Raw genomic sequence first — 26,172 nt, 5'->3', positions numbered from 1 at the left:
ATACTACTTCCCATTGAACCACACCATCACATAGATGACAATGGTCACAATAAGGAGGGAAATGACAATGTCCTTCCAGTTGTAACTGCTTTTGTTCTTACTTTTTTCCTCCTCAGAAATAGTGGCATAGGTGAGGTTCTGCAATTTTTCTTCCGAAGGTGCCTTGGTCGCATAGCTTACCACCAGTATCAACACGATACAGAACAGGAAGAACCACGATGCAAAGGATAGGAAGTTCATATCTCCCAAAAGGAACCAGAAACTTCCAGGATCCAAGGATTCTTTCACCAATTCCAGAATAATCCTTAGTGCCCCCACTATAAATCCAACAACAAGGGTGATAAAAGCTCCTTGTGCATTGATACGCTTGTGGAATATCCCCAACAGGAAAACGGCCGTGATCGGCGGGGCTATATAGGATTGTACACTTTGAAGGTATTCGTAAAGGACTCCCGATATGTTGGCCATGATAGGAATCCAAATGATACCGATGATCACCACGATCACCGTAGCAATCTGTCCCGTCCTTACCAATTTTTTCTCTGGTGTGTTGGGTCGTAATTTTTTGTAGATATCTACTGTGAACAGCGTGGAACATGAATTGAAAACAGAGGCCAGGGAACTCATCAATGCTGCCAAAAGTCCTGCCGCGACCAGACCGCGCAATCCGGATGGCAACAGGTTGCTCATCAGAACGGGGAAAGCCTCATCTGGGCTGTCCCAATCCAGTTCACCGCGCATTTTTAAGGTCAAAGCAATAACGCCAGGAATCAGAAAGAGGAAAACAGGCATCAACTTCAACAGGGCGCCAAAAATGGTCCCTCTCCTACCCTCTTTGATGTTCTTTGCCGTAAGAGCCCTTTGGACAATGTACTGATCCGTACACCAATACCAAATTCCCGTGATCGTACTCGCAATAAAAAGGGATGGCCATGGGAAATCGGGATCGGAAGCGGATCGCCACATATTAAGGTATTCCGGGGTAACGGTCTCTTTCATGCTCTGCCAACCTCCCACATGGTCCAGACCGATGAGGGTAAGGGCAGCAGCACCGATAACCAATATTATGGCCTGAAGGGTTTCGGTATAGACCACGGCACGCATCCCGCCCAGAACGGTATAGACCCCTGTCAAGACCACAGTAGCGATGGCCCCCGTCCAGAAATCGATGCCCAATAAGGCAGAAACCACGATTCCACCTGCATAAATGGTCACCGATATTTTGGTGAGCACATAGGCCACAATGGAAAATACGGAAAGAATCCATCTGGACCGTGCATCAAAACGCTTCTCCAAGAATTCTGGCATAGTGAAGACACCTGCCCGTGCATAGAAAGGCAAAAATACCCATCCCAAGATGAGCACCACCCATGCCTGTATCTCATAAATGAGCATGGGCAAACGGTTACCGGCACCAGCACCAGCAAGTCCCACAACGTGTTCGGAACCTATGTTGGAGGCGAAAATGGAGGCACCCACCACAAACCATCCCACATTTCTACCGGCAAGGAAATAATCTTCCGTGCTTTCCTTTTTCTTGCGTATCACCCAAACGGCGATTCCTAAAAGCACAACAAAATAAGCGGATATAGTAATCCAATCAAAAGTATCCAATGTCCTCATGTCCTGCTTATTTGGTAGATAGTTTAAACGTGGTCCTGGATGAATAGGTCTCGCCAGGGTTCAGCCTAACGGAAGGAAATCCTTCTTGGTTGGGGGTATCGGGATAATGTTGGGTCTCCAAACAAAATCCTGCTCTTTGCCCATAGGTTCCACCTTTTTGTGCGGGCAAGGTGCCATCCAAAAAGTTTCCGCTATAGAATTGAATTCCGGGCTCATTTGTATACACCTCCAATAAACGTCCCGTTTTAGGATGATATGCGGCTGCAGCCAGACCATAATTGCCTTCTTTGGGATTGAGTACCCAACAGTGGTCATATCCTTTGCCCAATTTCAACTGCCCATCTTCGGCATTGATCTCCTTGCCTATCAATTTGGGTTGTTTGAAATCAAACGGGGTTCCCGACACATCACGAAACTCCCCAGTCGGGATAAGTCCACCATCAACGGGCAGATAACTGTCGGCATCCAAGAAAAGTTCGTGATCGAGTACACTTTGGGTAAAATCACCCGAAAGGTTAAAGTAGCTGTGTTGGGTAAGGTTCACAATGGTAGGCTTGTCCGTTGTGGCCTCGTAGCGCACATCCAGTTCATTGTCGCCAGTCAGGGTATAGGTGACCTTCACGTCCAGTTTGCCTGGATATCCTTCCTCCCCATCGGCACTGGTATAGATCAGCTCCAGTGATGCACCATCGGCGGCACTCTCCCCTTTGGCTTGCCAAAGTACCTTATCAAAGCCCTTTTCGCCACCATGGAGATGATTCTCGCCATCGTTGGTAGCGAGGGTATAGGTCTCACCATCCAAACTGAACTTTCCGTTGGCGATACGGTTGCCGTATCTGCCTATCAAGGCCCCAAAATAGGGGTTTCCATCAAGGTATTGTTGCAAATCGTCAAACCCTAGGACAATGTCTTCATACGAACCATTTTTGTCCGGGGCCGTCCAACGTGTGATGATACCACCATAGGTGATCACATCGATTTCCATTCCCGAGGCATTCCTCAAGGTGTATTTTTCCACTGTCTGCCCATCCGGCATTTTTCCAAAAATGCGCTTCTCAATAAAATCTTTCCCTTGTTGGGCATCTGTGGTTTCCATACTTGGTTGGCTTTCTTTTTTGTTTTCCTTACATCCCAAATTTAAAAGTGTTAGGAGAAAAACAAAACAAAAAAGGGAAGGTTGTGCTGTCCTCATGATAATCTGTTTGTTTGTTAGTTAATCTTTAGTCTGTATTGGCTACATACCATGCTGAAACAAATGATAGTAGGCTTCATTGGCATGCAATTGGTCTTTGAAATTCCTGATCTTGGTATCGGCATCGATCACCAAGAGTTCAATTCCGAAAATATCGGCAAAATCTTCCATATATTCAGTGTCCAATGCTTGGGAATACACGGTATGGTGTGCGCCACCTGCATAGATCCATGCCGTTGCCGCTATGTCCAGGTTGGGTTTTGGCTCCCAAAGCACCCTAGCAACGGGCAATTTTGGCAAATTGGCCATAGGCTCCACAGCCTCCACTTCGTTGACGATCAACCGAAAGCGGTTTCCCATATCGACCAAAGAAGCATTGATCGCATTTCCCGCAGGGGAATTGAAGACCAACCGAACAGGGTCTTCTTTGCCCCCGATTCCCAAGGGGTGTACCTCACATGAAGCTTTTTCACTGGCTATGGACGGGCAGATTTCCAGCATATGGGATCCCAACACATATTCCTTTTGCGGGGTAAAATGGTAGGTGTAATCTTCCATAAAAGAGGTGCCTCCTTTCAGTCCTTGGGCCATCACCTTCATGCTCCTGAGCATGGCCGCTGTTTTCCAGTCACCCTCGCCCCCAAATCCATAACCATCGGCCATGAGCCTTTGCACGGCAATTCCTGGCAATTGTTTTAGAACGCCCAGATTTTCGAAGGTGTCGGTAAATGCCTTGAAGCCTCCTTCTTCCAAAAATGTGCGAAGTCCGAGTTCAATTTTGGCCGCTTCCACCAAGGATTGGCGTTTCGCTCCATTTTTTTGCAATGCATCCGACAGGGTATATGTCGTTTCATATTCTTCAAGGAGTTGATTCACTCCCTTTTGGTCCAGCGCATCGATACGGCCCGTGATATCCGAAGAGTCATATCCATTGACAGCCACACCAAAACGCATCTGTGCGGCCACTTTATCACCTTCGGTAACGGCTACTTCCCTCATATTGTCCCCAAAACGGGCCACTTTCATATGCCGAAGTTCATCGGCGCCCAACGCCACACGGGCAAAAACACCCAGTTTTTGTTGCACCCTTTCACTTTTCCAATGGCCCACAATCACTTTTCGGTTCTTTCGCATGCGGGACATCATAAATCCAAATTCCCGGTCACCGTGAGCAGATTGGTTCAAGTTCATGAAGTCCATATCGATATTTTCCCAGGGAATCTCTGCATTGAACTGGGTATGCAGGTGGCACAAGGGTTTGCTCAGTGCAGTAAGTCCGGCAATCCACATTTTGGAAGGCGAAAAGGTGTGCATCCAAGCTACCAGGCCGATACAGGAAGGGTCGTTACTGGCTTCGCGGCACAATTTTAGGATGTCATCGGGAGTGGTCACTATCGGTTTAAAGACCAAGTTGATGGGCAATTGGCCCGATCCATTGAGTCCGTCCACTATACTTTGGGAATTAGAGGCCACCTGTTTCAAGGTTTCTGGGCCATATAAGTGTTGACTTCCGGTCACGAACCAGATTTCTTTAGAAGCTATTTTCATTTAGATGTAAAATTATATTATTGACCGTAATAGGCATTTTTACCATGCTTACGCTCGTAGTGTTTTTTTATGAGTGATTCTTTTAGTCTTGGTGCATCGGGATTTATCTGTAGGGTCAAATAGGCCATTTGTGCCACGGTTTCCAAAACTTTGGTGTTATAGACCGCTTTTGCCGCATTTTTGCCCCAAGCGAACGGACCATGGTTTCCTATCAATATCATTTCCACTTCATTATGATCCAACCCTCTTTCCTTGAAGCAGTCCAAGATTTGGATTCCGGTATTGTGCTCGTAGTTCCCTTGGATGAGTTCGTCCGCCATGGGCGGGGCGCAGGGAATGTCATGTGTGAGATGGTCCGCATGGGTGGTACCAAAAATCGGGATGTCCAATTGGGCTTGTGCCCAGGATACGGAATACATGGCATGGGTGTGTGCCACTCCGCCGATGTTTTCCCAATTTTTGTAGAGATAGCTATGGGTCTTGGTGTCTGATGAAGGTCTTAATTTCCCTTCCACCACTTGGTTATCGTAATCCACGATGACAATATCCTCAGGTTTTAATGTTTCATAAGGCACACCGCTGGGCTTGATGGCAAAAACCGAATTTCCCCTATCCACGGCACTCACGTTCCCAAAGGTATAGATGACCAAACCAAGGGCATTCAGCTCCATGTTGGCCTCATAACATTCTTCTTTAAGCGATTTGTATTTTGAGCCCATATCTTATTTGTTTTTGTTGGTTCGTTCTTCCACAAAGCTCCCAAGGGCCTTGTATTCTCCCAATAATTGGGCATAGGTCTCCACTTGGGAGGGCTCTGGCACATATTCCGCTTCAAAGCCACTGCCCATGATCTTGCTAGCTTCGATCACATTTTTATGGATTCCCGATGCCACGGCCGCATATATTGCCGCTCCCAATGCAGGGGCCTGATCGGACTCGGCCACCTTGATGGGCATGTTCAGCACATTGGCCAAAGTCTGCATAATGAAAGGGGATTTTCGTGCCACCCCACCGATACCGATCACGGTCTCGATCTTTACCCCTTCTTCTTCAAAACGGTCCACGATCATTTTGGCACCAAAACAGATAGCATTCACCAAGGATTTGAATATATGTGGTGCCGTGGTCCCCAATGAGATACCGGCAATGGCACTTTTCAACTCTTGATTGGCATCCGGTGTCCTTCGCCCGTTCACCCAATCCAAAGCAATGGGAACAGACTCCGTCAAAGGAATCCCCTCTGCTTGTTCGGACAAGGTGCGAATGAATTTTGATTCCACTTCAGCCTGAAGTTCTTGTTTTTGCGCCTCTGAAAGCACGGTTGATTCCATAATCAGATGGTCCATGGGCCATTCCAATAGATCTTTGAACCATGCGAGCACATCACCAAAAGCGGATTGCCCTGCCTCAAGCCCAATCATTCCCGGGATTACGGAACCATCTACCTGCCCGCAGATTCCCTTGACCGTTTTGCTGCCCACTGCTTCTTTGGGAGACACCATAATATCGCATGTGGAAGTCCCCATGACCCTGACCAGGGCATGATGGTCCACTTTGGCACCTACGGCACCTGCATGGGCATCAAAAGTTCCTACGGCAATGACCGTGTTGGTGGTCAAACCCAGTTTACTTGCCCATTCTTTATTTAGATGGCCTGCCACCTCATCGGAAGTATAGGTTTCATGGTATAAGTTTCCGCGAAGCGATGCCAGATAAGGGTCCAGTTTTGCTAAAAATTCCGCGTCTGGAAGTCCGCCCCAGCTTTCGTGCCACATCGCCTTGTGGCCTGCTGCACATCTGCTTCTCTTGAATTTTTTAAGATCCTTTTCATCAGCCAGAAGATAGGTGACATAATCACAATGTTCCATCCAAGTATGGGTGGCATTGACCACCTCTTTATCAGCTCTGGCCACATGGAGTATTTTGGCCCAGAACCATTCGGAAGAATAGATGCCCCCTTCGTATTTGGTAAAATCTTCCCCTCCCCAAGTTCGGGCCAATTCGTTGATCTCGTTGGCCTCTTTTACTGCGGTATGGTCTTTCCAAAGCACCATCATGGCATTTGGGTTCTCCTCAAATCCTGGCACCATGGCCAATGCTGTTCCATCTTCGGCAATCGGCATTGGGGAAGATCCAGTGGTATCGATACAGATTCCCTTGACGGTTTCCGGGGACACGCCGCTTTGCTTCATCACGGCCCGTATGGTCTGCTCCAATCCTTCGATATGGTCCAATGGATGCTGACGGAACTGGTTGATCTCCGGCCTGCAATATTTTTGCGCCTTCCATCTGGGATACCAAAACACTTCAGAGGCCAGCTCTGTACCATTTTGGGTGTCGATCAGTACAGCCCTTACCGAATCGGAACCATAATCAAGTCCTATTACGTATGCTTTCATTGTGTGGGTCAGTGCTTGGGCCATTATGGCCCAAAACATATTTTACATTTATAGTATTTTGATTTTCAAAACATTCACCGAATAGGGTTCAACGGCAACTTCGACCATGTCAGTAATGACTGTCAATGTACTCTCCTTTGGACTTACCATGTTTGGGAATTCAAATGAGTTCACCGCCTGCAAATCACTGCTTTGCAGGCTGAACATTGCACCTGTTTTATCCAGAGTTCCATTATTGGTTACAAGCTTGAGTTGCTGTGGATGCGATTCCGTATTTATTATTTTAATAATAAGCTCTCCGGTATCGGCGTCCTTAACGGCGCTTGCATACAATCCATCCTGTCCAATCAAGGCTTTGCCTTCCTCGGTTATTTTCAATAAATCCGTCCCTGCATTGTTGGAATATAGCTTTTGCACTTGGTAATTGACCGTGCCATACGAATCAAGATTATTGAACCAAATCAAATCGGGTGCCCATTGCCACCCTTCGGCATGTGCCATCAAAGGGGCATAAGATGTCATGTGAACCAAGTCTGCATTACGTTCAAGGCCCGTCATAAAGGCCGCCTCGGAAAGTGCCGCTCTCCAATTATTCTCCAATGTACCGTCTTCCACTTCCTTGGGATGCGCGGCATACTCACCCGCGAATACCTTCGGGCCATTGCGGTCATAGCTATCATAACGATTGGCATTTTCCAAAAACCATTCCGGTGGCTTGTAATAATGCTCGTCTGCCAAGGCCACATTCAATTCCCTCATCTGCTCCCAACCATAGTCGAACATGTCACCATCAGGGAAAGGGCCTGGTGTGGAGACCAATATGATTTCGGGGTGCTTTTCGCCAATGATCTTGGCAAAAATCTTGTACCGTTCAAAATATTCCGGCCCCCATTGTTCATTCCCAATACCTAAATATTTCATATTGAAAGCTTCAGGATGTCCCATTTCTCCCCGTAATTTTCCCCATGGGGTGCTTACATTGCCGTTGGCAAACTCAATTAGATCCAAAGCTTCCTGCACAAACGGACCAAGGTTTTCCAATGGTACCAATTCGCCTGAGTTGAACTGGCAGGCCATTCCACATCCCAAAATGGGAACAGGTTGTGCACCCAAATCTTCGGCCAATTGAAAATATTCAAAGAACCCAAGGCCAAAGGTTTGGTAATAATCCGGTGCCGATTTGTGCGCAAATTCATTGTTCCATCGGTTGATCAACAGCTCCCGTTCCATTACAGGGCCGACCGTATTTTGCCATTGGTAACGTTGGTCCAAGGTTTTCCCTTCCACAATACATCCTCCGGGAAATCTTAAAAATCCAGGGTTCAATCCTTCCAACAATTCTACCAAGTCCTTGCGAAGACCGTTCCTTCTACCCTTCCATGTGTCTTTGGGAAAAAGGGAGAGCATATCCATATCAATGCTTCCATTGCCCTCAAAAGTGATCTTGAGTTTGGCTTTTTCTTCTATTGTATTGGGAACCAGAACCCTTTCGTACGTTTTCCAGTCCTTATTATCCGGAATGATTTCAGAGGAGGCCAAAACAGTTCCAACGGTATCCACCAAAGCAATTTTCAGCTTTTTTACCCCTGTGGCATTGGCCAACATAATGGAAAGATGGTATGATGCATCCTTTTTTAGACCGATACCGCGAAACCCGGTGTTGAAGAGTTCGTACCTTGCATCGTTTTGGACAACGGTGTGACTGAACCTTTTGTTTCCTCCTTTTGGCTCGACATAATCGGTGATCTTGGAAAAACCTGATTCTTTGTTCAAGGAGTATTTTACACTATTGGGCTCTTCCCATCCCATTTTTGGGTCGGGAAATTCGAAGGAGCGATTCTTGATCAATTCAGCATATAGACCCCCATCTGCGGCAAAATTGATATCCTCATAAAAAATTCCATACATGGTAGGCTGTATCTTGATTCCGGTATCGCCCAAATCGATTGCCAGATTACGCTTTTCCCCAGTGGCACCTTGAACAGTATCCCCTTTCTCAGTTTTACATGAGAAAAGACCCAATATAAACACCAGTCCCCCTAAAAAAACCACTTTCGAAAATCCCTTCATAGTTTCAGTAATTACCTTGCTTTTCAGTTGGCAACCAAACTTTCATTTTTCCAATGCCCCTGTTCGACCATGCATAATAAGGTATTGCGGTCAGCTTTTCATTTGATATCGTATTGACCCCTTTTAACAAATCGGGTTGCATCTCCACCTTGAATTCTTCATTCGTAGATAGTTGGATGTCATCAAATTTGCCCTTGTTATCGATTTCCTCCACCGCATACACCACGGGACCATATTCGAGTGACATTTTTCCTTTGTCTTCCTCTACCATTGGATTGGCGATCACTTTTCGAACGGACATTGGAAATTCGAGTTCCACCTCATCCCCAGGCTCCCATGTTCTGGTCACTGTGAAATAGCCATTATCAACTACCCCTTCAAGCTGCTCGCCATTCAGGAAAAGCTTATTGGCGGCTTCATCTTTGGATGCGTATTGATACAAATCCCCAGGCAAGACTTCATTTCTGGCCCAACCCGGTATCCTAAGTTTGATGGTGAACTCACCTGCCTCATCCGGTTTTACCGTAAATTTCACCTTGCCGTTCCAAGGGTAGGAAGTTTCTTGTTCCACCGCAACAGTATGGTTCATAAGTTCGACTTTGGCTGTGTTGGCCGAATATAGATTCACAAACAGGGTGTTATCTTGTTTGGAATAAATCAAACCGGGCATAGCTGGGATAAAACGAATCACATTGGTGGGGCAGCAAGAGCAATCGAACCAATCCTTTCGGGTACAAGCCCCTTGATTGAATTTATACACCCCATCCGATTCCAATGCATTGGGGTAAAAGAATTTTTGTCCGTCCAAAGAGAGCCCCGAAATGAGACCATTGTAGAGGGTTCTTTCAATGACATCGAAGTATTTTACATCTCCTGTCAAATTGTGTAACCTATGGTTCCAATAGACATCTCCGATTGATGCGCATGTTTCGTTGTAAGCGGTCAGGTTGGGCAATTCGTAATTTTCGCCGAAGGCTTCTCCATCATGTTTGGCGCCAATCCCTCCTGTGATATACATTTTTTTGTTCACCATGTTGTCCCAAAGGGCGTTTACGGCCTTAAGGTAAGCCGAGTCCTTTTCAATGGCGGCAATGTCCGTCATCCCGGCATACATGTACACGGCCCTCACGGCGTGCCCCACCACTTCGTCCTGGTCCACCACGGGCAGATGGTCTTGGGAATAGGCCCCAAAAAGTTCATGGTGCTCCGGTTTGCCCCTATGGTCCAAGAAATATTTGGCGAGGTCAAAATATTCCTTTTTCCCTGTGGTTTGATACAATTGGATCAGGCCTGTTTCAATGATCTGGTGTCCTGGTACGGCGGCAATTTTACCCTCTCCTTCGCCAAAGGTCTCCACCATCAGGTCTGCATTTTTTATGGCGATGTCCAAAAAGTTGCGCTTGCCCGTGGCCTTATGGTGCACCACGGCAGCTTCGAACAAGTGCCCTGCATTATATAATTCATGGCTTGCTGCCAAGGATTCCCAACGTTCTCCCTTTTCTACATTCACCCAATTTGCGGGGGGATTTGCAGGGTCTATGGTGCGCCAGGTAGTCAAATAACCATCTGCTTCCTGCCCTACTTGTATGATGGACACCAAGGAATCCAACAATTGCTCCAGTCGTGGATTCGGTGCGCTAATCAAGGAATTGGAAGCTCCTTCTATGATTTTATAGACATCCGTATCATCAAAGGGCATGGCCCCTTTTACCGCCCCTTCCATTTTACCTCCTGCGATCAGAAAGTTATCGAACCGACCCTCTTCCCTGCATTTTTCCAAGGCATACTCGATGGTTTTTTCTTGAACACGCTGTATGATCGGCAACCAGAATTCATCCTTGATTTTTACATTTTGAATGTTCACCGGTTCAATGGGATAACCGGATTCCGCATAGATTCCATCTTTGGTCTCCGCTTGCTTTTCCGCTTCTTTTTTGCATGAGGTCACCAACACCAATAGACTGGCGACTATCCATATCATTTTTTTCATCTGTGCTTATTTCCCTTGTAAAACAATGAGTGAATGGGCTGGAATGGTAAGGGATATGCTTCCTTTTTTCAGTTTGGCACCCTTGAATTCCTTTGGCGTTACTTTTTCGGGCGCATCAAAGGAATTATGGTCCTGCAACTTGTCCGATGTCAAGATTTGTCCATCTATATTTTTGATGTCCAAGCCAGCCACATCCAATTCCACAGGTATCTCATTTTCAGGATCGATGTTCACTAGGGAGATATGGACCTTCCCCGTTTTGTCTCTGGAGGCAGAAACGGAGATGGACGGAAGTTCCCTGAACTCCATATTGCCCTCTATTTTGGAAGGCAACAATTGCGCATCCTGATGCACTTTGTACATATGCATGACATGGTAGGTGGGGGTTTTGATCATCTTCTCCTTATCGGTGAGGATCACGGCCTGGAGCACGTTGACCATTTGGGCCAAGTTGGCCATTTTCACCCTTCTCGCATGGTTGTTGAACGTATTGAGCACCGTCCCTGCGATCATCACATCCCTGATGGTGTTCTGTTGGTAGAGCACGCCATTTTTCACTTCGGGTTCGGCATCGTACCAGCCGCCCCACTCATCCACAAAAAGGGCCACTTTGCTCTCGGGATCGTACTTATCCATGATTTCGATGTGCTTTGTAACGTACTCTTCCATTTTCAGTGCCTGTTCCATCGACTTGAAGTAGATCTCATCGTCGAAATTGACAGACGGCCCTTTGTCGGACCAATCAAAAACTGCGTAATCGTGAAGGGCTACTGCTTCCATCAAATGGTAGGGTACATTCTTCATCAAGGTCTCCGTCCAATGGTAATCATCTTCGGAAGCTCCCGAGGCTATTCTGTAGATTTCCGTTTCCCCGGACCATCCAGGCATGAAAGTGGCATACTGACGGTAGATATCGGCATAGTATTCGGCGGTCATGTTTCCACCACATCCCCATGTCTCGTTGCCCACGCCCCAGTATTTTACTTTCCATGGGGCCTCACGGCCGTTTTCCCGGCGCCAATCGGCCATCGGACTAACGCCATCATGGTTGGTGTACTGTACCCAGTCGATCAGTTCTTGTACAGTGCCACTGCCCACATTGGCAGAGAGGTAAGGTTCTGCACCAAGCACCTCGCAAAGGTTCAGAAAGTTATGTGTGCCAAAACTGTTGTCCTCGGTCGTCCCGCCCCACCAACGGTTCACAATGGTCGGCCTTTCATCCTTGGGCCCCACTCCATCCTTCCAATGGTAGGTGTCGGCAAAACAGCCTCCAGGCCATCTCAGGTTGGGGATATTGAGTTCCTTGAGGGCCTCAATAATGTCATTGCGCACACCTTCAGTATTGGGTATGATCTTGTTTTCTTCTCCAACATACAGGCCTTCATAAATGCAACGTCCCAAGTGTTCGGTAAAATGGCCGTAAATGTGCCTACTGATCTGCGGAGAATCGGAAGCTTCGGTTACACTTATCAAAACAGGTTGCTGGGCAAACAACTGCGACGAGAGCATTAAGGCCAAGAGTAAAGTCAGGTATCTCATAAAAACGTTTTTTTAATTGTTGTAAAAGTCAAAAGGCCACGAACCAGTCATGGCCTTGAACTATAATTACTAAACTTAAACTAACCTAAATAGATCAACTCAATTTGCGTGTTGAAATCATTATTCAAGTGTTGTTTTTACATTTATAAATTAACAAAAGTTTTTTTGTTAAAACAAATTAAATTTCAATTTTAATGTGTCAATTTTACACCATATATAAAATTAAACATTAATTTCTCATTTTCAGATACATATAAAGGAATTATGTGTAAATGATGTATTTTCTTTTTCCATTTATGGATTTAGGGGATTTTTTTTAAGGTTTTTCATCAAAAGATATTTGTTTAAAAAATTTAGTTTTAGGATTTTAGCCCTTATGGAAATACCCAAAGAAGCAGATTTGTCCACAGATATTAACAGGCAGCTTAATTTTTATCAGAAAGAAGACCAAGTACTACTGGCTGTGGACTGTATTATTTTTGGTTTTGACAAGACCAACTTGAAAATATTGCTCATCAAACGGAATTTTGAGCCTGAAAAGGGGAAATGGTCCCTCATTGGTGGGTTTTTGAAGAAAAATGAGAACCTGGACCAAGCTGCGACACGGGTATTGAACACCTTGACCGGCTTGAGCAATATCTACATGGAGCAATTGTACACCTACAGTAAAGTAGACAGGGACCCCGGTCAACGTACCATTTCGGTATCGTATTTTGCGCTGATCGATGTAGATTCGCATCAGTTCGATGGCATACAGATCGAGTCCGCCCGATGGTTCGACCTCAACGAAGCCCCCAACTTGATCTTTGACCACGAGGAAATGATCCAAAAGGCCATAGCCCGTTTGCGGCGCAGGGCCATGACCATGCCCATCGGTTTTGAACTGCTTCCCGAAAAATTCACCATGCGCCAGCTCCAAAACCTATATGAATCCATTCTGAACAAAAAACTGGACAAGCGCAACTTTATCAACAAGGTGAATTCCTTGGATGTCCTGGTAAAATTGAACGAGAAGGACATGACCGTTTCCCGAAAAGGAGCCTATCTTTTTGTTTTTGATAAGGAGAAGTACAAGAAGAAGGTCGAGGAAGACGGGTTCAGCTTTAAGCTCTGAGCATGGTTTTGGGAATGATCTTCCCACAATGAAACTACTTTTTCCGTAAAGGTGTGGTCAACAACATCAATTCACCTATTTCCTTTTGGGTCAAGGCATAGTCATACATTTGCAAGGAGGCCATGTGTCCAGAAAAATGCTCGCCCACATCCGAAGCTCCTATCCTGATTTTCGCATTGGTGATCTGTGAGGCCAAGGTCATGTTTTGGGAATTGTCCAGTTGACCATCCACATATATTTTTTCGACCACCCCATCAAAAGTAAGTACAATGTGGTGCCATTCATTGGCCATAGGAAGGGTATTGTACCCCATGTCGAAATGACCATCCAAATGTGCGGCAGCCCCATAATGTCCACTATTGAAATGCAAGGCAGTGTATGAATTGGCCAGATTGAACCTGAACCTATCGCACCAAGACAACAAACACTCCCCTTCTTTGGCTATTTGTGGATTTTTTACCCAAGTAGCCACGGTGAAAGCCCCATTCCACTCTAAACTTCGTGGAACAGCTTGGTCCAAAACCAAGGCTCCTTCTGTAAAGTTGAAGGCCCTAATTCCCTCTTTATCCTCTTCAATTACCACTTCCCCTTCCTTTTCAAAATTTCCACCTAGGCTCCCACTATTGGGCAGATGGACAAATTCATTTTGGGAAGGAAAACCTTTTGCATCAATATCCACCAATTTCCGGTGAGCACTTTTTGCCCCATTGCTCTCATTTGAGGGCTTGCCCTGCAAGTTCAATGGGATTTCGAACAAGGAATCGAACACCTTGATGTTCCAAACTGCCGCATAAAGCCCTGTTTTTTCAACATCCGAGACCGTTAGTTTCAAATAGCGGGCATTGACATCATTGTCATCGACCATGGGACTTCCCGGTGTTTTGTTGCTGGAACGGTCTGCATAAAGGTTCCAGTTTTCTCCATCCGTGGAATGTTCCAGTTTGTATTGGTAATAGTACCCTGCAAACTCGAACTGTGTCATCACCCTTTTGATGTCGGTCACTTTTCCTAGGTCAAGGGTCAACTGTTGTGGGAAGGAATTGTCTGCCGCCTTCCACATAGTGGCGTTATGGTCATCCGTGGCAAAAGAGGGTTTATGGGCATAATCGTACTGAAGGGATTGCAAATGATAAAATGACGATGCCGTGGCTTCTGCTCCCAATGCCAAATTCCTCGGTAGGTCGGGTGCCCTCAAATCCTGAAGGGTTTTTTGTCCCGGAACCACTTTTCTAATGGTAGAGTCGTTTTCAAAAACCATTTCATCCACAGCAACTTGTCGGGACAGGCCACCCCTTGTCATAGGGTAATCATGTTTGTGATAGACCATGTAATATTTCCCGTTTTCCTCCAACACCGAATGGTGTCCCGGACCATGGACCGTTCCTTCTTCATTGGTGGACAAAATGGGGTTGTTCTCCCCCGGAACAAATGGCCCATAGGGTGTATCTGAATGGGAATACCTTACATTGTAGGTTTCATCATGGCAGGAACCGCCAGAATACATCAAAATGTATTTGTCCCCTTTTTTCATCATATAAGCGGCCTCAAAAGGTTCCGGGGTCTCTTCCAAAGGGATGTTCTTCGAATTCTTGACCTCGGCCATAGTATCCGTGTCCAACTCCCCTACGGCATATCCACCATTGTAATGCACCCATGTGCCCCAATAGGCATAGATCCGCCCGTCACTATCCTCAAAAAATTGGGCATCGAGGGAAGGAAACCCTTTTCTGGGATAGTTGTGTGCGATTACCGGACTATCGTCCTTGTTCAATTTTTCCCAAGGGCCCACAGGGGTATCGGACACATATCCGTAGATGTTGCACCCGGCCTGACAATTGCCAAAATAGAGGTAATATTTGCCATCATCCCCTTCTATGATATCCGGTGCCCAAAAATTCCTGAGGTTGACGGACTCCAAGGAAGGAACTTCCATGGTATAGTTGTACCAATGTTCAAAATTCGTACTGTACCAGACCGTGGGAACACCGGATGCCAGCATTTCGTTGTCGGTCGTGGCATAGATGTAGTAGGTGTCCCCGAACTTTTTGATGGTGGGATCAGCAAAATACCCGGGGAGGATAGGATTCACCTTTTCCATGGGGAGTTGGCCCATAGGCTGCTGGCCAAAGGCATTCGCCAACACCAAGGTCAGCAATACTATGTTCAGCGTTCTATTCCCCAAATCCTACAGTTTGATCACCGTTTCCTTTTTGTCCAGTGCAATTTCGTAGGCACCCCGCACTTTTGGATATGGCAGTTCTGCCTCTCCATCCATCCGCAAATAGGCATTGGGGGCATGAGCTGTTCTTGCACCCAAAATAAGGGTCACCTCACCAGTACTTTCCTTGTAGATTACTTTTTCAAACGATCCCGCATCCAAGGTGAGCCAAATCTTTTTTGGGGCGATATATACTTTTGACCGTGCAGCGGTGGTCAGTTCCATTTCCACCACACCCCCTTTTTGGGACAAATTGCCCCCAAAGGCCAACCATCCCATATCCTCATCTTTGACAAGGTAGGACGAAGTGTTCACGGCATAACCATAGAAACCGGAGCCATAATCCCCAGAAATCCCATCTATTTTTAGCGTTGATGGATAGGAATGAAAGGCCGCCGGACCAAATCCATCTTGGGTGATGTTGGATATTCCACCCAAAAGGCCACCGTAACCCACTTTCAACAAATATAGGTCGTCCGGTTTTTTACGGAAATGGCTCAATACGGGAATGGCGTTCAACGACGATCCATAGTGGTGTATCTGACGCTCCACACGGGAAGTTTCTCCTGCCTTGCCACCGTACAAAAAGTCCCAATATCTTCTGGCATTGCCATTATAGCCCCAATGGGGCATGGTGGGCATATAGGCCAATATGGCATTTAGGGTCACCATCGCTTTTCGGTCATATCCAAAATGACTGGACCACATATAGACTTCCTCCTGTCCTGTGGAATCCCAGGGCATTTCACTGCCAAAGGGATAGTCCAATGCCTTCCAGTGGTCCGCTCTTTCCTTCATCCGCTTTTCCAGATCTGTGGCCATTTCCGCGAACCCTTCATTTTTCAAATCTTCCAAAATGAAAAGGAACACAGAACCTTCCATTTGCCCGAACTGGGCATAGTAAGGGGCCTGCTCTACCATGGCCACACTGGTATGGTAGGCATTTTCCAAATACCAATCCCAGGACCTATTGTCCACCAACCCTTGATGATATCTGGACAGGCGGTACATGACCCAATAGGCAGCCGCTACGTGGGGATAGTTATAGGATCTTCCCGGGTCGTTGGCATGCTTGTGGTCCCAGGCCGCCCAGGTCTTATAATTGATCTTGTCACTGTATGTGCCCTTGGGCAGCGAATCGGGCTCGTAGTAGTATATGCTCTTTTTCACGCCGTACTTGTGGGGACCTTCATTGTACTGAATACCTCCCCAAAGTGTCTCGTCCACAAATCCCTGCAACTTTTGGATCTCTTCTTTATTGGGCTGCACCAATTGTTTCATGATGGCGGCCAACCAACTTCCGGCACCACCTTCATCGCTCAACCCGCTGATCCAGACCCTTTCGTCCTGCACCACCTGCTCTTTTTTCTCATAATCATACGTGATGGCTGATGGATTCCGTCCAAAGGGATCGTTGGGGTCATCAAACCATTGCTCCGTGGTCAAAAAATGTCCAAAATCCTTGATAACCTCGGTTTCCGGTTTGATGGTCTTGTAATTGATGGTCTGCTCCACACCATCGGCGTAGGTTATGGTAAGCCTTGCCCTACCCCATTTTTTCCCTTGGACACGATATTTCTTCTTTCCTGATGGGGTCTTCCCATTCTCCTTGACCTCCAAAGAACCTTTAGGTTCAATCTCCAAAGAAGCCACTTCACTTATGTAATCCACGAACAATTGGCCCTCCACATCTTGGGGCAACACATAACCTGGGACCCCAACGGCCACTGGGTGTTCTTCCTTTACCAATGTTTCCTGGATGTTCTTAATGCCTTCGGACAAGACAAACTTCAAGGAAAAGTTTTTGGTCTCCTTGGGCTGAAGAATGAGCGAGGTGGGGTTGTTCCACTGCTCCACTCCCTGCCATTCCTTTTCCGCATAGGCCTTGCTATGGGCCATCCACTCATGAAAGCCTTCAAAAACGATGCTCTTTGGCGTTGGGTCGTCCAATAAGGGTCGGTACGCCTCAAAGGCCATGTTTTCCTTGGGCAGTACCAAAAGTGCAGGGCCTCTTCCGCTCAGTCTTTTCACTTCCAGATAGCCGGCATCTTTTCCTATATAGGGGTCAAAAAATACGTTTTGCGCGTGGGTCTCCGTCAATGATTTCCCTTCCAGGATGTTGTTAAAGGTCATCGGGATGCCCAATGCCCCAATTTCCACAGGTGTATTTTGCTTGTTGCTGATCTCAAAGCGCATGATCAGTTGATCATTGTCCAATTCATAATACCTTTTTACCGAAACGGGAATATCACTGGGCAAGGTATTGGCCAAATCGGCAGCGGCAAGCACACTTCCACTGACTTCCAAAGGTTTTACGGCTGCACGGCTGGTAGCGGTGGAATACGATTTCCATATACCCTCTACATTTTTGATTCTTAAGTTGATGTCGCCCAAATGATAAAGGCTGTCCTTGTCCCTCATCTCAAGGCGTTCCCCAGGGGTATAATCAAAATAAGGTTCACTATTGGGTCTAAGGGCGGCAACGGTCTGCGAGGCCTTGACCAATTTTAGCTGAAAATCTGGTGTGCTGAATTTCTGATAGACATCGGCAATGCCCAAGGTAGATTCCCTGTTCTCTACCCTGCTCCAATAAGTTCGTTGTGCTTGCAGTCCCGATAGGATCGCCAAACAACATACCAAGGCCAATCCATATTTCTTATGCTTCATCTCCATTACGATCCAATTTTATTTCAAGGTTACATCCAAATACACCGAGTGGCGCCCATAGGTTTCATAGAACGGTTTGAAGACCACTCCGTCAATGGTAAACTCCAAAGCCTTGGGGTCACCTTCAATGGTCTTACCAATATCATTGGCATCCAAGGTCACTTTGCGCCAATCGTTCCTGGATTCAGGTTCTTGGGCCACCAATAGTATAGGACCGTAAAACAGACTGGCAATGTTCTGTTGGTCCATCACGGGCTCCAAATGGAACTGGAACGGCATTTGGATATCCACAATATCACCATCCTTCCATTTGCGGCTCAAGGTGAGGTAGCTACCCGGTTGGGCCATTACTTTTTCTTCCTTGCCGTTCACCCTTACATAAAAACCTTTGGTCGCCCATTGGGGTACCCTAAGGTTCAGGTCAAATTTCCCCTTCCCCTTGATGATCAATTGGGTTTCGTCCGCTTTCGGGAAAGCTGTTTTCTGCTCAATGATAATATTTTTCTCTTCCCAGTTCAATGTGGAGGGCACATAGAGGTTCACATACAGGGCATTCGCATCCAGATTTTTGAAATAAATGGAGTTCTGGAGCTTGGTGCTGCTCTCCAAAGCGGTGCCGTTGCAACAAGTAAAGCCACTCATATCAGCATTCCCAAATCTTTTTGCGGAACCGGGCCTCAACGATATGTGATAGGTGTTGGCCGGACTGTCCTCAGCCACAGAGGCAAGGATATGGTTGTAGAGTCCACGCTCATAATAATCCATCAACTCGGTCCTCTGGTCAAACAGGAACAGGTTTTTGGTAAGTTTCAACATATTGTAGGTGGCACAGGTCTCATTTTGTCCTCCTGCTGAAAACCCATTCTCGTACAATGTGGCGGGCTGGGCAATAAAGCATTCCGCATTGGTGGGATTCCTGGCCCCGGCGACACCTCCGATACTGTACATGTAATCGTTCTTGGCCTTGTACCAGAAATTATCGGCCACCCGATAATATTCAGGTGATTCCGAATCGCGATAGATCTCGAGCGCGCCCATGATCTGAGGGATGTGCTGATTGGCATGCAGCCCTCGGAACGAATCCACATTTTTGGCCAATCCGTGGGAATGTCCTGCATCACCAAAGAACATTTTGATGTTGTCAAACAATTGGGCGACCTTCAGGTAGCGTGGTTCATCGGTGATCCTGTCCAAACGGGCCATGGCCTCGTTCATGCCCCCAAATTCCCCTGCAATGTAGGTGTTCCACATGCTGATCAAGGTATCTGTGGGCACTTGGCTCAATCGGGCATATACCCAATCGCCCATTCCCTTGGCAATTTCAAGGGCCTTCGCATTTCCGCTGACTTCATAAATATCCATCAAACCGGCCAAAATCTTGTGCAAAGTGTAATAAGGGGCCCAAACTTGGGTAGGCTGGGTCCCGTAAGTGGCCCCATTTTCCAACATGATGAACTGGTCGGGCGGATAGGCACTGATGAACCCTTTTCCCCAATTCCAGTAATCAGTCCGAATGCCATTTTCACTAATATCGGAATCATAGGCAGACTTGCCTGGTCCTGGGGGAACGGCCGTTGGTTCGGACACATGTTCCCCTCCTGCTTTGGTGGGCTGTCCGGACATTTGGGACAATTGGTAGAGTACTTCCACCATATAGTCCATCTTATCGGCAAAATTGGCCTGCAATTCCTTGTCATAACCTGTGCTGGCATAGGCTTGGGCAATGGCGGTAAGGTAGTGGCCCGTGGCATGCCCCCTCAATTTGGTCTCTTGACTGTCCCAAACGCCCAATGGCTTTGCGCCTTGCGGTTGTTCTTGCCCAAAGGCATTTCGGAACATGTAGAGAAAGGAATCTGGATTGGTCTGCGCCAATGTCTTGATGAATTTGTCCCTGTTCTCGATAAACTTTGTCTGTTGGCCATTGGCATCGGCATCCAAGGACACCTCATCCAATCCGAATACCTCCAGTTTGCGGCTGGGTGTGCCCATTTCTTTGCCTGTTCTTACCGTGACCTTGGCCTTAGGCTGAAAATCCGTGCCTGCCACTTGACCGATGATCTCGTAGGTCCCTGTCTGCAACACCTGGGTGTTGTCCGTTGGGGATGGCCACAACACCCTTACTTCGGGACCTTTGACGCCATTACGGTAGGTGCCTTGGACGTAACGTGGCAATCTGGGCAGATGGCCCACTTCGGTCTCCACTTCAATATTGGATACCCCGGTGAGGTACGTATTGTACAATTGGGGGGTTCCCGCTTCAAATTGTGGTAAGTTGTCCTCTGGCCTTTCCCTTCTTGCTGTTCCCTCCCCTCCTCTTAGGGCGATGTATCGGATCCTTCCTATTTGCCTTTCGCTCAAGGGGATTCGATACAATCGGAAATCATGGATCTTCGCATCGAGATAGGTGTTGTTGGATGTTATCGACCTCCCGATATACAGCAGGTTCTCATGGGTGAACAGTTCTGCCAGTTCCATATCCATGTTCTCGGCTTTCCCCACCTGTTCCCCATTGATAAAAATGTTCATGGATTTGGAGGGAATATCCAGCACTATGGCCAGATGTACCCATTCGCCCAATTCAATTTTGGAGCTAGCCGCAATGGCCGTGAACTGCTCCTTGCCATCTTTTACTATCTGTGCCTGATATCCCTCTTTGCCTTGGATTCCCGAAGGGGCCACAAAAAAATGCGTCCTGTCATCTTTTCCAAAATCAAAAAGATGTTGGCCAGTTTGCATGGACCTGAAATTGACCCATGTGGATATGCTCAATGATTCTTCCCCTTCCACGGCTTCACCGGAAATAGCAATGTATGACTTGCCATCTGCTGCGAGGGAAAGTACCTTACCAAATTTTTCATCATCCTCAAACTTGGCACTGGGACCATATATCCTAGCATGTAGGTTGTTTCGGGACCAATCCTTCGCATCCCCGTTGAAAATATACCGGGCAATCATCCCTGTCTCGCCTATACCATCCAATATTTGGTTGCCATTTTGTGCTTGTAAACCGTTCAGTCCCAAAGCGCCAAAACCCAAAAATGTACAAATGAATAACTTAGCTAGTCTCATAATCAAATCTTTTTCCTCTATTTAAAATTAATTGGTTTTCTGACCATAGATGGCTTCCCATGAAGGTGGGTCCACTTCCATCAAGTGCTTTACAAAAAAGTCCTTGCGTTTACGCTCCCCAAAATCTCCCCCAGAGGAATGTCCCATTCCGGGTATGGTGACCAATTCAAAATCTTTGTTGGCCTTGATCAGTGCGTTGGCAAACTGCATGGTGCTAGCAGGATCCACATTGTCGTCCACCTCACCCAATATGAGCATCAGGTTACCGCCCATTTGGGCTGCATTTTCCACATTGGAACTGGCTGCGTAATGGGGACCAATGGGATAGCCCATAAACTGTTCGTTCCACCAAATCTTGTCCATTCTGTTGTCATGGCACCCACAGGATGAGACCGCCACGTCATAAAAATCCGAATTGAAGACCAGGGCTGCGGCCGCATTCTGTCCTCCTGCCGAAGTTCCGAAAATCCCCACTTTTTCCGCATCCATGTAGGGGTATTTTTTTGCCGCTTCCTTGATCCAAATCTTCCGATCGGGAAAACCGCCATCCTTTAAATTCTGCCAGCAGATGTCGTGAAAGGCCTTGGATCGGTTGGAAGTACCCATCCCATCGATCTGCACCACAATAAAGCCCAACTCGGCCAAGGAGGACATAGACCAATAGTAGGCACTGAAATCTTTTGGCACGAAGGAACTGTGGGGCCCTGCGTATATGTATTCTATGACCGGATAGGTCTTGTTGGGATCAAAGGAAGTCGGCCTAATGATGATGCCCCAAATATCGGTGACACCGTCCCTCCCTTGTGTCGTGAAAACTTCGGGAGCTATCCATCCTTCTTTCAGCAAAGCGGAATGGTCCGCCTTTTGCAATTGCATGATGGTCTTGCCATTTTTTGATGATTTCAAGAGGGTCACTGGCGGTGCATCGACTCTTGAGTATTGATCCACATAATATGAAAAATCTTTTGAGAACGTTACTTCATGGTCAGCATTTTCCACTGTGAAGCGGGTGAGGTTCTTTCCATCAAGACCCACCTTGAAATAGTGGATGAAATAGGGATCTTGATCCTTGTCCACCCCGCTGGCGGTAAAATAGACTTGCCTGTTCTCTTCATCGACATGGATGACTTGTCGTACGACCCATTCTCCTTTCGTGAGTTGCTTTTCTACCTGCCCTGTCTTTCCATCGTAGAGGTAAATATGGTTCCAACCGTCCCGTTCTGAGGTCCAAATGATCTCTTTGCCATCTGCCACATCGTATCGGTACTTTTTACTGCTATAGTCAATGAAGGTGTCACTGGTCTCGTTCACCAAAACTTTCAGGCTCCCCGTCAAAGCGTCGACTTCGATCACTTTGTAGGCCTGATGGCCCCGCTGGTTGAACTCGAAGGAGAAGGCCCGGCTGTCCTCCCTCCAATCGATTCGGTTCAGGCCAAATTGATGGTTGAATTCGTCTGTTGGGATCGGGATGTGCTTTTTGGAGTCCACCAAGAACAATTGCGGGCTTTTGAAGGGAAGTTCATCCCCCGGTTTCAAATAGTCCCTGGACTGCAGTTTGGGCTGGAACTGATCTGCCGGACTGGATTCCACAAAATAGATTTTTCGGTCATCGCCCGGACGCACTTTGTAGGCCATGATCCTTTTCCCATCGGGAGACCATTTGATATAACTCGAATAGAAAAAACCGGGCGCCCCATCATAACTCAATCGGGTTTCCTCTTCGGTCTTGTTGTTCTTGATGTACAGGTTGCTGTTTTTGATAAATGCAATCATGCTGGAGTCTGGCGACATCACGGGCGGATTGCTGGTCTCATCAAACCTGCTGCCCCAATAGCCCCTGTTTCGGTCCCTATCCTTTGGATCTGCATCGATGATGGTCAACGTATTGGTGCTTGTGCGGTAGGAAATCTTCTTTTTGTCAAAAATGAACTTGATTTCACCCATGTCTTTATCAAACTCCAGTTCGCTGATATCAATATGGGCCGCATCAATTTCTTTGTCAAATGTTTCGGACAACAATTTGGCCAAGACCGTATGGTCAAAACATTTTTGTTGGGCCTCACCTGAAGGATCTACCCACAAGTATTCCTTTCCTTCGGAAGTATTGTTCACATACCACAACAACCCATTTTCCAACCAATGAAAACTGGAAGGTGAGTTGATGACCTTGTCCCGAAACAACGAATCCAGGGCAATTGCCTTTTTATATTCCGCTAAAGTACCTTGGGCAAATGCTGTTCCCGAAGTTATAAGTATAAAAAATACACTTATTTTTTTGACAAAAGATTCCATAGTATACATAAGGTTAAAACTAGAGATAATCTCCAATTGTCCATCAGTTCTTATTACCTGATACTGATACTATATTACCCTAAATGCCTATTCAGATGCAAAAAAGTGTACGATTTGAATGGTACCTATATAAAATGCAGCGTACCATAGGTTAGTGCCAAGAGACCAGTAGATGAGGATGTATTAGTTGAATCGGTCGGGGGAAAGTGGGGAAAGATCGATCAAGGGTTGTGCATTGGCCATCTCCTGTGCTACCAACTTGCCTGTTATAGGACCAAGGCTCCACCCCATCATGGCATGTCCCGATGCGATGACAAGATTGCTGTATTTGGAGGTTTTTCCAATATATGGCAATCCATCCGGGGATACTGGCCTCAATCCTGAAGTCGCCCTATCCTTTTCTGCTTGCAGTATTTCAATATTCTGATAATGTGCCTTTACCGCCTTTGCAAGGGCCTCGACCCGTTCTCTTTGGATGGTATCGTTGTTGCCTGAGAATTCCATGGTCCCGGCAAAACGCGTAAAACCATCCATTGGGGTGATTGCCATCCGGGCGTCGACCAATATGGTAGGCAATGTAATTCCGGTGGGGCGGTTCACATCCATGCTATACCCCTTTCCACCTTGAATGGGAATGTTCAACCCTATAGTGGATGCCAGTTTTGAGGTCCAGCTTCCACAGGCCAGAACAAATCCATCGGCCTCAAAAACCGTATTGTGGGTTTTGATGGCCACTATTTTTTTGCCCTCAACAATGACATCTTCTACTTTTTGTCCCATTCTGAACCGCACTCCTTGCGATAGCAACCAATCCTTTAGTTGTTGCATGAAATGGTGTGGGGTCATATGGGCATCACATTTATAGTGTACCGCTCCCTTTACCTTGTCCGAAAAAACTGGTTGGATTTCGTGCAGTGCTTCTTTGGTAAGCACCGAAACATCCAGACCTTTTTTTATGGCTTGTTCGGCCACTTCGTGTTCTTCCTCTTCGGCCTTGTCCGAACAATAGGCCATCAGTACCCCTTTTCTTTCATAATGGAAGTCAAAATTCTGGGCGGACAGCATTTCTTCATACAAATCCCTGCTCTTCAGGTTGAGTTCCATGAGAACAGGCATTGCTTTTTTCACTTTTGAAACAGTGGCCGATTTCTTGAAGAGCAGGGCCCATTTGAAGAATTCCATGTCCCATCTGGGTTTGATGTAGAACGGACTGGAACTGTCCAGCATCCATTTGAGGCCTTGTGTGATGATTCCTGGGGCGGCCAAGGGTATAAAATGGCTCGGGGTGATGTATCCTGCATTGATGTAAGAGGCCCCACTGGTCATATCGGTCTGGTCCAATACCGTTACCTCATACCCTTCCTTTACCAAATAATAGGCACTAAAAAGTCCGGAGATGCCTCCCCCCACAACAATCACTTTCTTCATTTTGGAACGATTTATAACACTTGAAACCCGTGTGCGTACGGGTCGTCATCATCTATGATGATGTTGTTGTATCCTGTGACCTGGGCCCATCCCTGGATACTGGGTACGATAGCCATTTTGTCCGCCAATGTGGTTTCCTTTACCACCTTCCCGATAAACTTGCTGCCTATAAAACTTTCGTGGATGAAAGGTTCCCCCACTTTCAATTTTCCCTTCGCATACAACTGGGCCATTCGGGCCGAGGTTCCTGTACCACAAGGGGAGCGGTCTATCGCCTTGTCCCCGTAAAAAACGGCATTCCTTCCGGATGAGGTCGGGTCAATTGGGTCTCCCGTCCAAAGCATATGGCTTACATCGCGAATGGTACTGTTTTCTGGATGGATGAACTTGTCCGGATATTTTTCATTGATCCTATTTCGCACCACTTGGGAATACTGAATGATCTGGCCTGCGGAAAAATGGTGCACTCCCTTGAAGTTTTGTTGGGGATCCACAATGGCATAGTAATTTCCACCATAGGCCACATCAAAAATGATTTCTCCCAATTCCGGGCACTCCACGGTCAGATTTTCGGCGGCCAAATAGGATTTTACATTCACCAAACGCACCCAATCCACTTTTTTTCCGGTCTGTTGGTATTCGATCTCCACCAACCCGGCCGGTGCTTCCATCCGTATCTTTCCAGGCACTTTGGGAGCAATCAACCCCTCTTCAATAGCCACGGTTATGGTCCCTATGGTCCCGTGCCCGCACATGGGCAAACACCCGGAGGTCTCTATGAAAAGGATGGCGAAGTCATTTTCGGGTTCATGGGGCGGGAACAGAATGCTCCCGCTCATCATGTCATGTCCCCTGGGCTCAAACATCAACCCTTTTCTTATCCAGTCATATTCCTTGAGGAAATGCTGTCTTTTTTCACTCATGTTGGCCCCTAAAAGGTTGGGACCTCCCCCTGCCACAACCCTAACCGGGTTGCCACAGGTATGTGCATCAACACAAAAAAATGTTTTTCTTGCCACTAGT

15 protein-coding genes are annotated in these 26,172 nt (G+C 46.9%); 1 reads left to right on the top strand and 14 read right to left on the bottom strand.

Features of this window, described 5'->3' with window-relative positions:
• Window positions 1-3 precede the first annotated feature (3 nt).
• From D2V93_RS11100 to D2V93_RS11065, 8 genes are read right to left on the bottom strand one after another with little or no spacing between them, the layout of a single operon-like run.
• Entirely contained in the window at window positions 4-1,623 is a 1,620-nt protein-coding gene (locus tag D2V93_RS11100) for a sodium:solute symporter (RefSeq protein ID WP_119619535.1), read from the bottom strand.
• Between the two features lie 7 nt (window positions 1,624-1,630).
• Window positions 1,631-2,815 carry an aldose epimerase family protein gene (locus tag D2V93_RS11095; protein WP_119619534.1) on the bottom strand — a complete coding sequence of 395 codons (1,185 nt, stop codon included), beginning with the start codon at window positions 2,813-2,815 and terminating at the stop codon, window positions 1,631-1,633.
• Between the two features lie 42 nt (window positions 2,816-2,857).
• Window positions 2,858-4,363: an L-arabinose isomerase gene (gene araA, locus D2V93_RS11090; protein ID WP_119619533.1), complete on the bottom strand. Its 1,506-nt coding sequence runs from the start codon at window positions 4,361-4,363 to the stop codon at window positions 2,858-2,860.
• A gap of 17 nt (window positions 4,364-4,380) precedes the next feature.
• Window positions 4,381-5,082 (bottom strand): L-ribulose-5-phosphate 4-epimerase, encoded by a 702-nt coding sequence (locus tag D2V93_RS11085; protein ID WP_119619532.1) that lies wholly within the window; start codon window positions 5,080-5,082, stop codon window positions 4,381-4,383.
• A 3-nt stretch (window positions 5,083-5,085) separates the two neighbouring features.
• Window positions 5,086-6,762, bottom strand: coding sequence for a ribulokinase (locus D2V93_RS11080; RefSeq protein WP_119619604.1), 1,677 nt, complete (start codon window positions 6,760-6,762; stop codon window positions 5,086-5,088).
• A gap of 48 nt (window positions 6,763-6,810) precedes the next feature.
• Window positions 6,811-8,832 (bottom strand): alpha-L-arabinofuranosidase C-terminal domain-containing protein, encoded by a 2,022-nt coding sequence (locus D2V93_RS11075; RefSeq protein ID WP_119619531.1) that lies wholly within the window; start codon window positions 8,830-8,832, stop codon window positions 6,811-6,813.
• A gap of 4 nt (window positions 8,833-8,836) precedes the next feature.
• Window positions 8,837-10,822 (bottom strand): glycoside hydrolase family 127 protein, encoded by a 1,986-nt coding sequence (locus D2V93_RS11070; protein ID WP_119619530.1) that lies wholly within the window; start codon window positions 10,820-10,822, stop codon window positions 8,837-8,839.
• Window positions 10,823-10,828: 6 nt separating this feature from the next.
• Window positions 10,829-12,361, bottom strand: a complete 1,533-nt coding sequence (locus tag D2V93_RS11065) for an alpha-N-arabinofuranosidase (RefSeq protein WP_119619529.1) — start codon at window positions 12,359-12,361, stop codon at window positions 10,829-10,831.
• A 376-nt stretch (window positions 12,362-12,737) separates the two neighbouring features.
• On the opposite strand from D2V93_RS11065, the gene D2V93_RS11060 reads away from it, so the two are divergent.
• Window positions 12,738-13,475 carry an NUDIX hydrolase gene (locus tag D2V93_RS11060; RefSeq protein ID WP_072881373.1) on the top strand — a complete coding sequence of 246 codons (738 nt, stop codon included), beginning with the start codon at window positions 12,738-12,740 and terminating at the stop codon, window positions 13,473-13,475.
• Between the two features lie 34 nt (window positions 13,476-13,509).
• Here D2V93_RS11060 and D2V93_RS11055 read toward each other — a convergent pair whose 3' ends face one another.
• The 6 genes from D2V93_RS11055 to D2V93_RS11030 form a co-directional block, all read right to left on the bottom strand.
• A complete protein-coding gene (locus D2V93_RS11055; protein ID WP_245978197.1) occupies window positions 13,510-15,657 on the bottom strand; it encodes a family 43 glycosylhydrolase in 2,148 nt (715 codons plus the stop codon).
• A 3-nt stretch (window positions 15,658-15,660) separates the two neighbouring features.
• Window positions 15,661-18,366: a DUF5695 domain-containing protein gene (locus tag D2V93_RS11050; protein WP_245978195.1), complete on the bottom strand. Its 2,706-nt coding sequence runs from the start codon at window positions 18,364-18,366 to the stop codon at window positions 15,661-15,663.
• A gap of 12 nt (window positions 18,367-18,378) precedes the next feature.
• Window positions 18,379-21,429, bottom strand: a complete 3,051-nt coding sequence (locus tag D2V93_RS11045; RefSeq protein WP_119619528.1) for a beta-L-arabinofuranosidase domain-containing protein — start codon at window positions 21,427-21,429, stop codon at window positions 18,379-18,381.
• Window positions 21,430-21,456: 27 nt separating this feature from the next.
• Window positions 21,457-23,721, bottom strand: a complete 2,265-nt coding sequence (locus D2V93_RS11040) for a S9 family peptidase (protein ID WP_119619527.1) — start codon at window positions 23,719-23,721, stop codon at window positions 21,457-21,459.
• 183 nt (window positions 23,722-23,904) lie between these two features.
• A complete protein-coding gene (locus D2V93_RS11035; RefSeq protein ID WP_119619526.1) occupies window positions 23,905-25,149 on the bottom strand; it encodes an NAD(P)/FAD-dependent oxidoreductase in 1,245 nt (414 codons plus the stop codon).
• An 11-nt stretch (window positions 25,150-25,160) separates the two neighbouring features.
• Window positions 25,161-26,168 (bottom strand): 4-hydroxyproline epimerase, encoded by a 1,008-nt coding sequence (locus D2V93_RS11030; RefSeq protein WP_119619525.1) that lies wholly within the window; start codon window positions 26,166-26,168, stop codon window positions 25,161-25,163.
• Window positions 26,169-26,172 lie beyond the last annotated feature (4 nt).

The organism is Flagellimonas taeanensis (assembly GCF_003584105.1).
GTDB classification, from domain to species: domain Bacteria; phylum Bacteroidota; class Bacteroidia; order Flavobacteriales; family Flavobacteriaceae; genus Flagellimonas; species Flagellimonas taeanensis.
The sequence above is the reverse complement of the archived record's forward strand: the minus strand, read 5'-3'. Positions and strand labels throughout refer to the sequence as shown.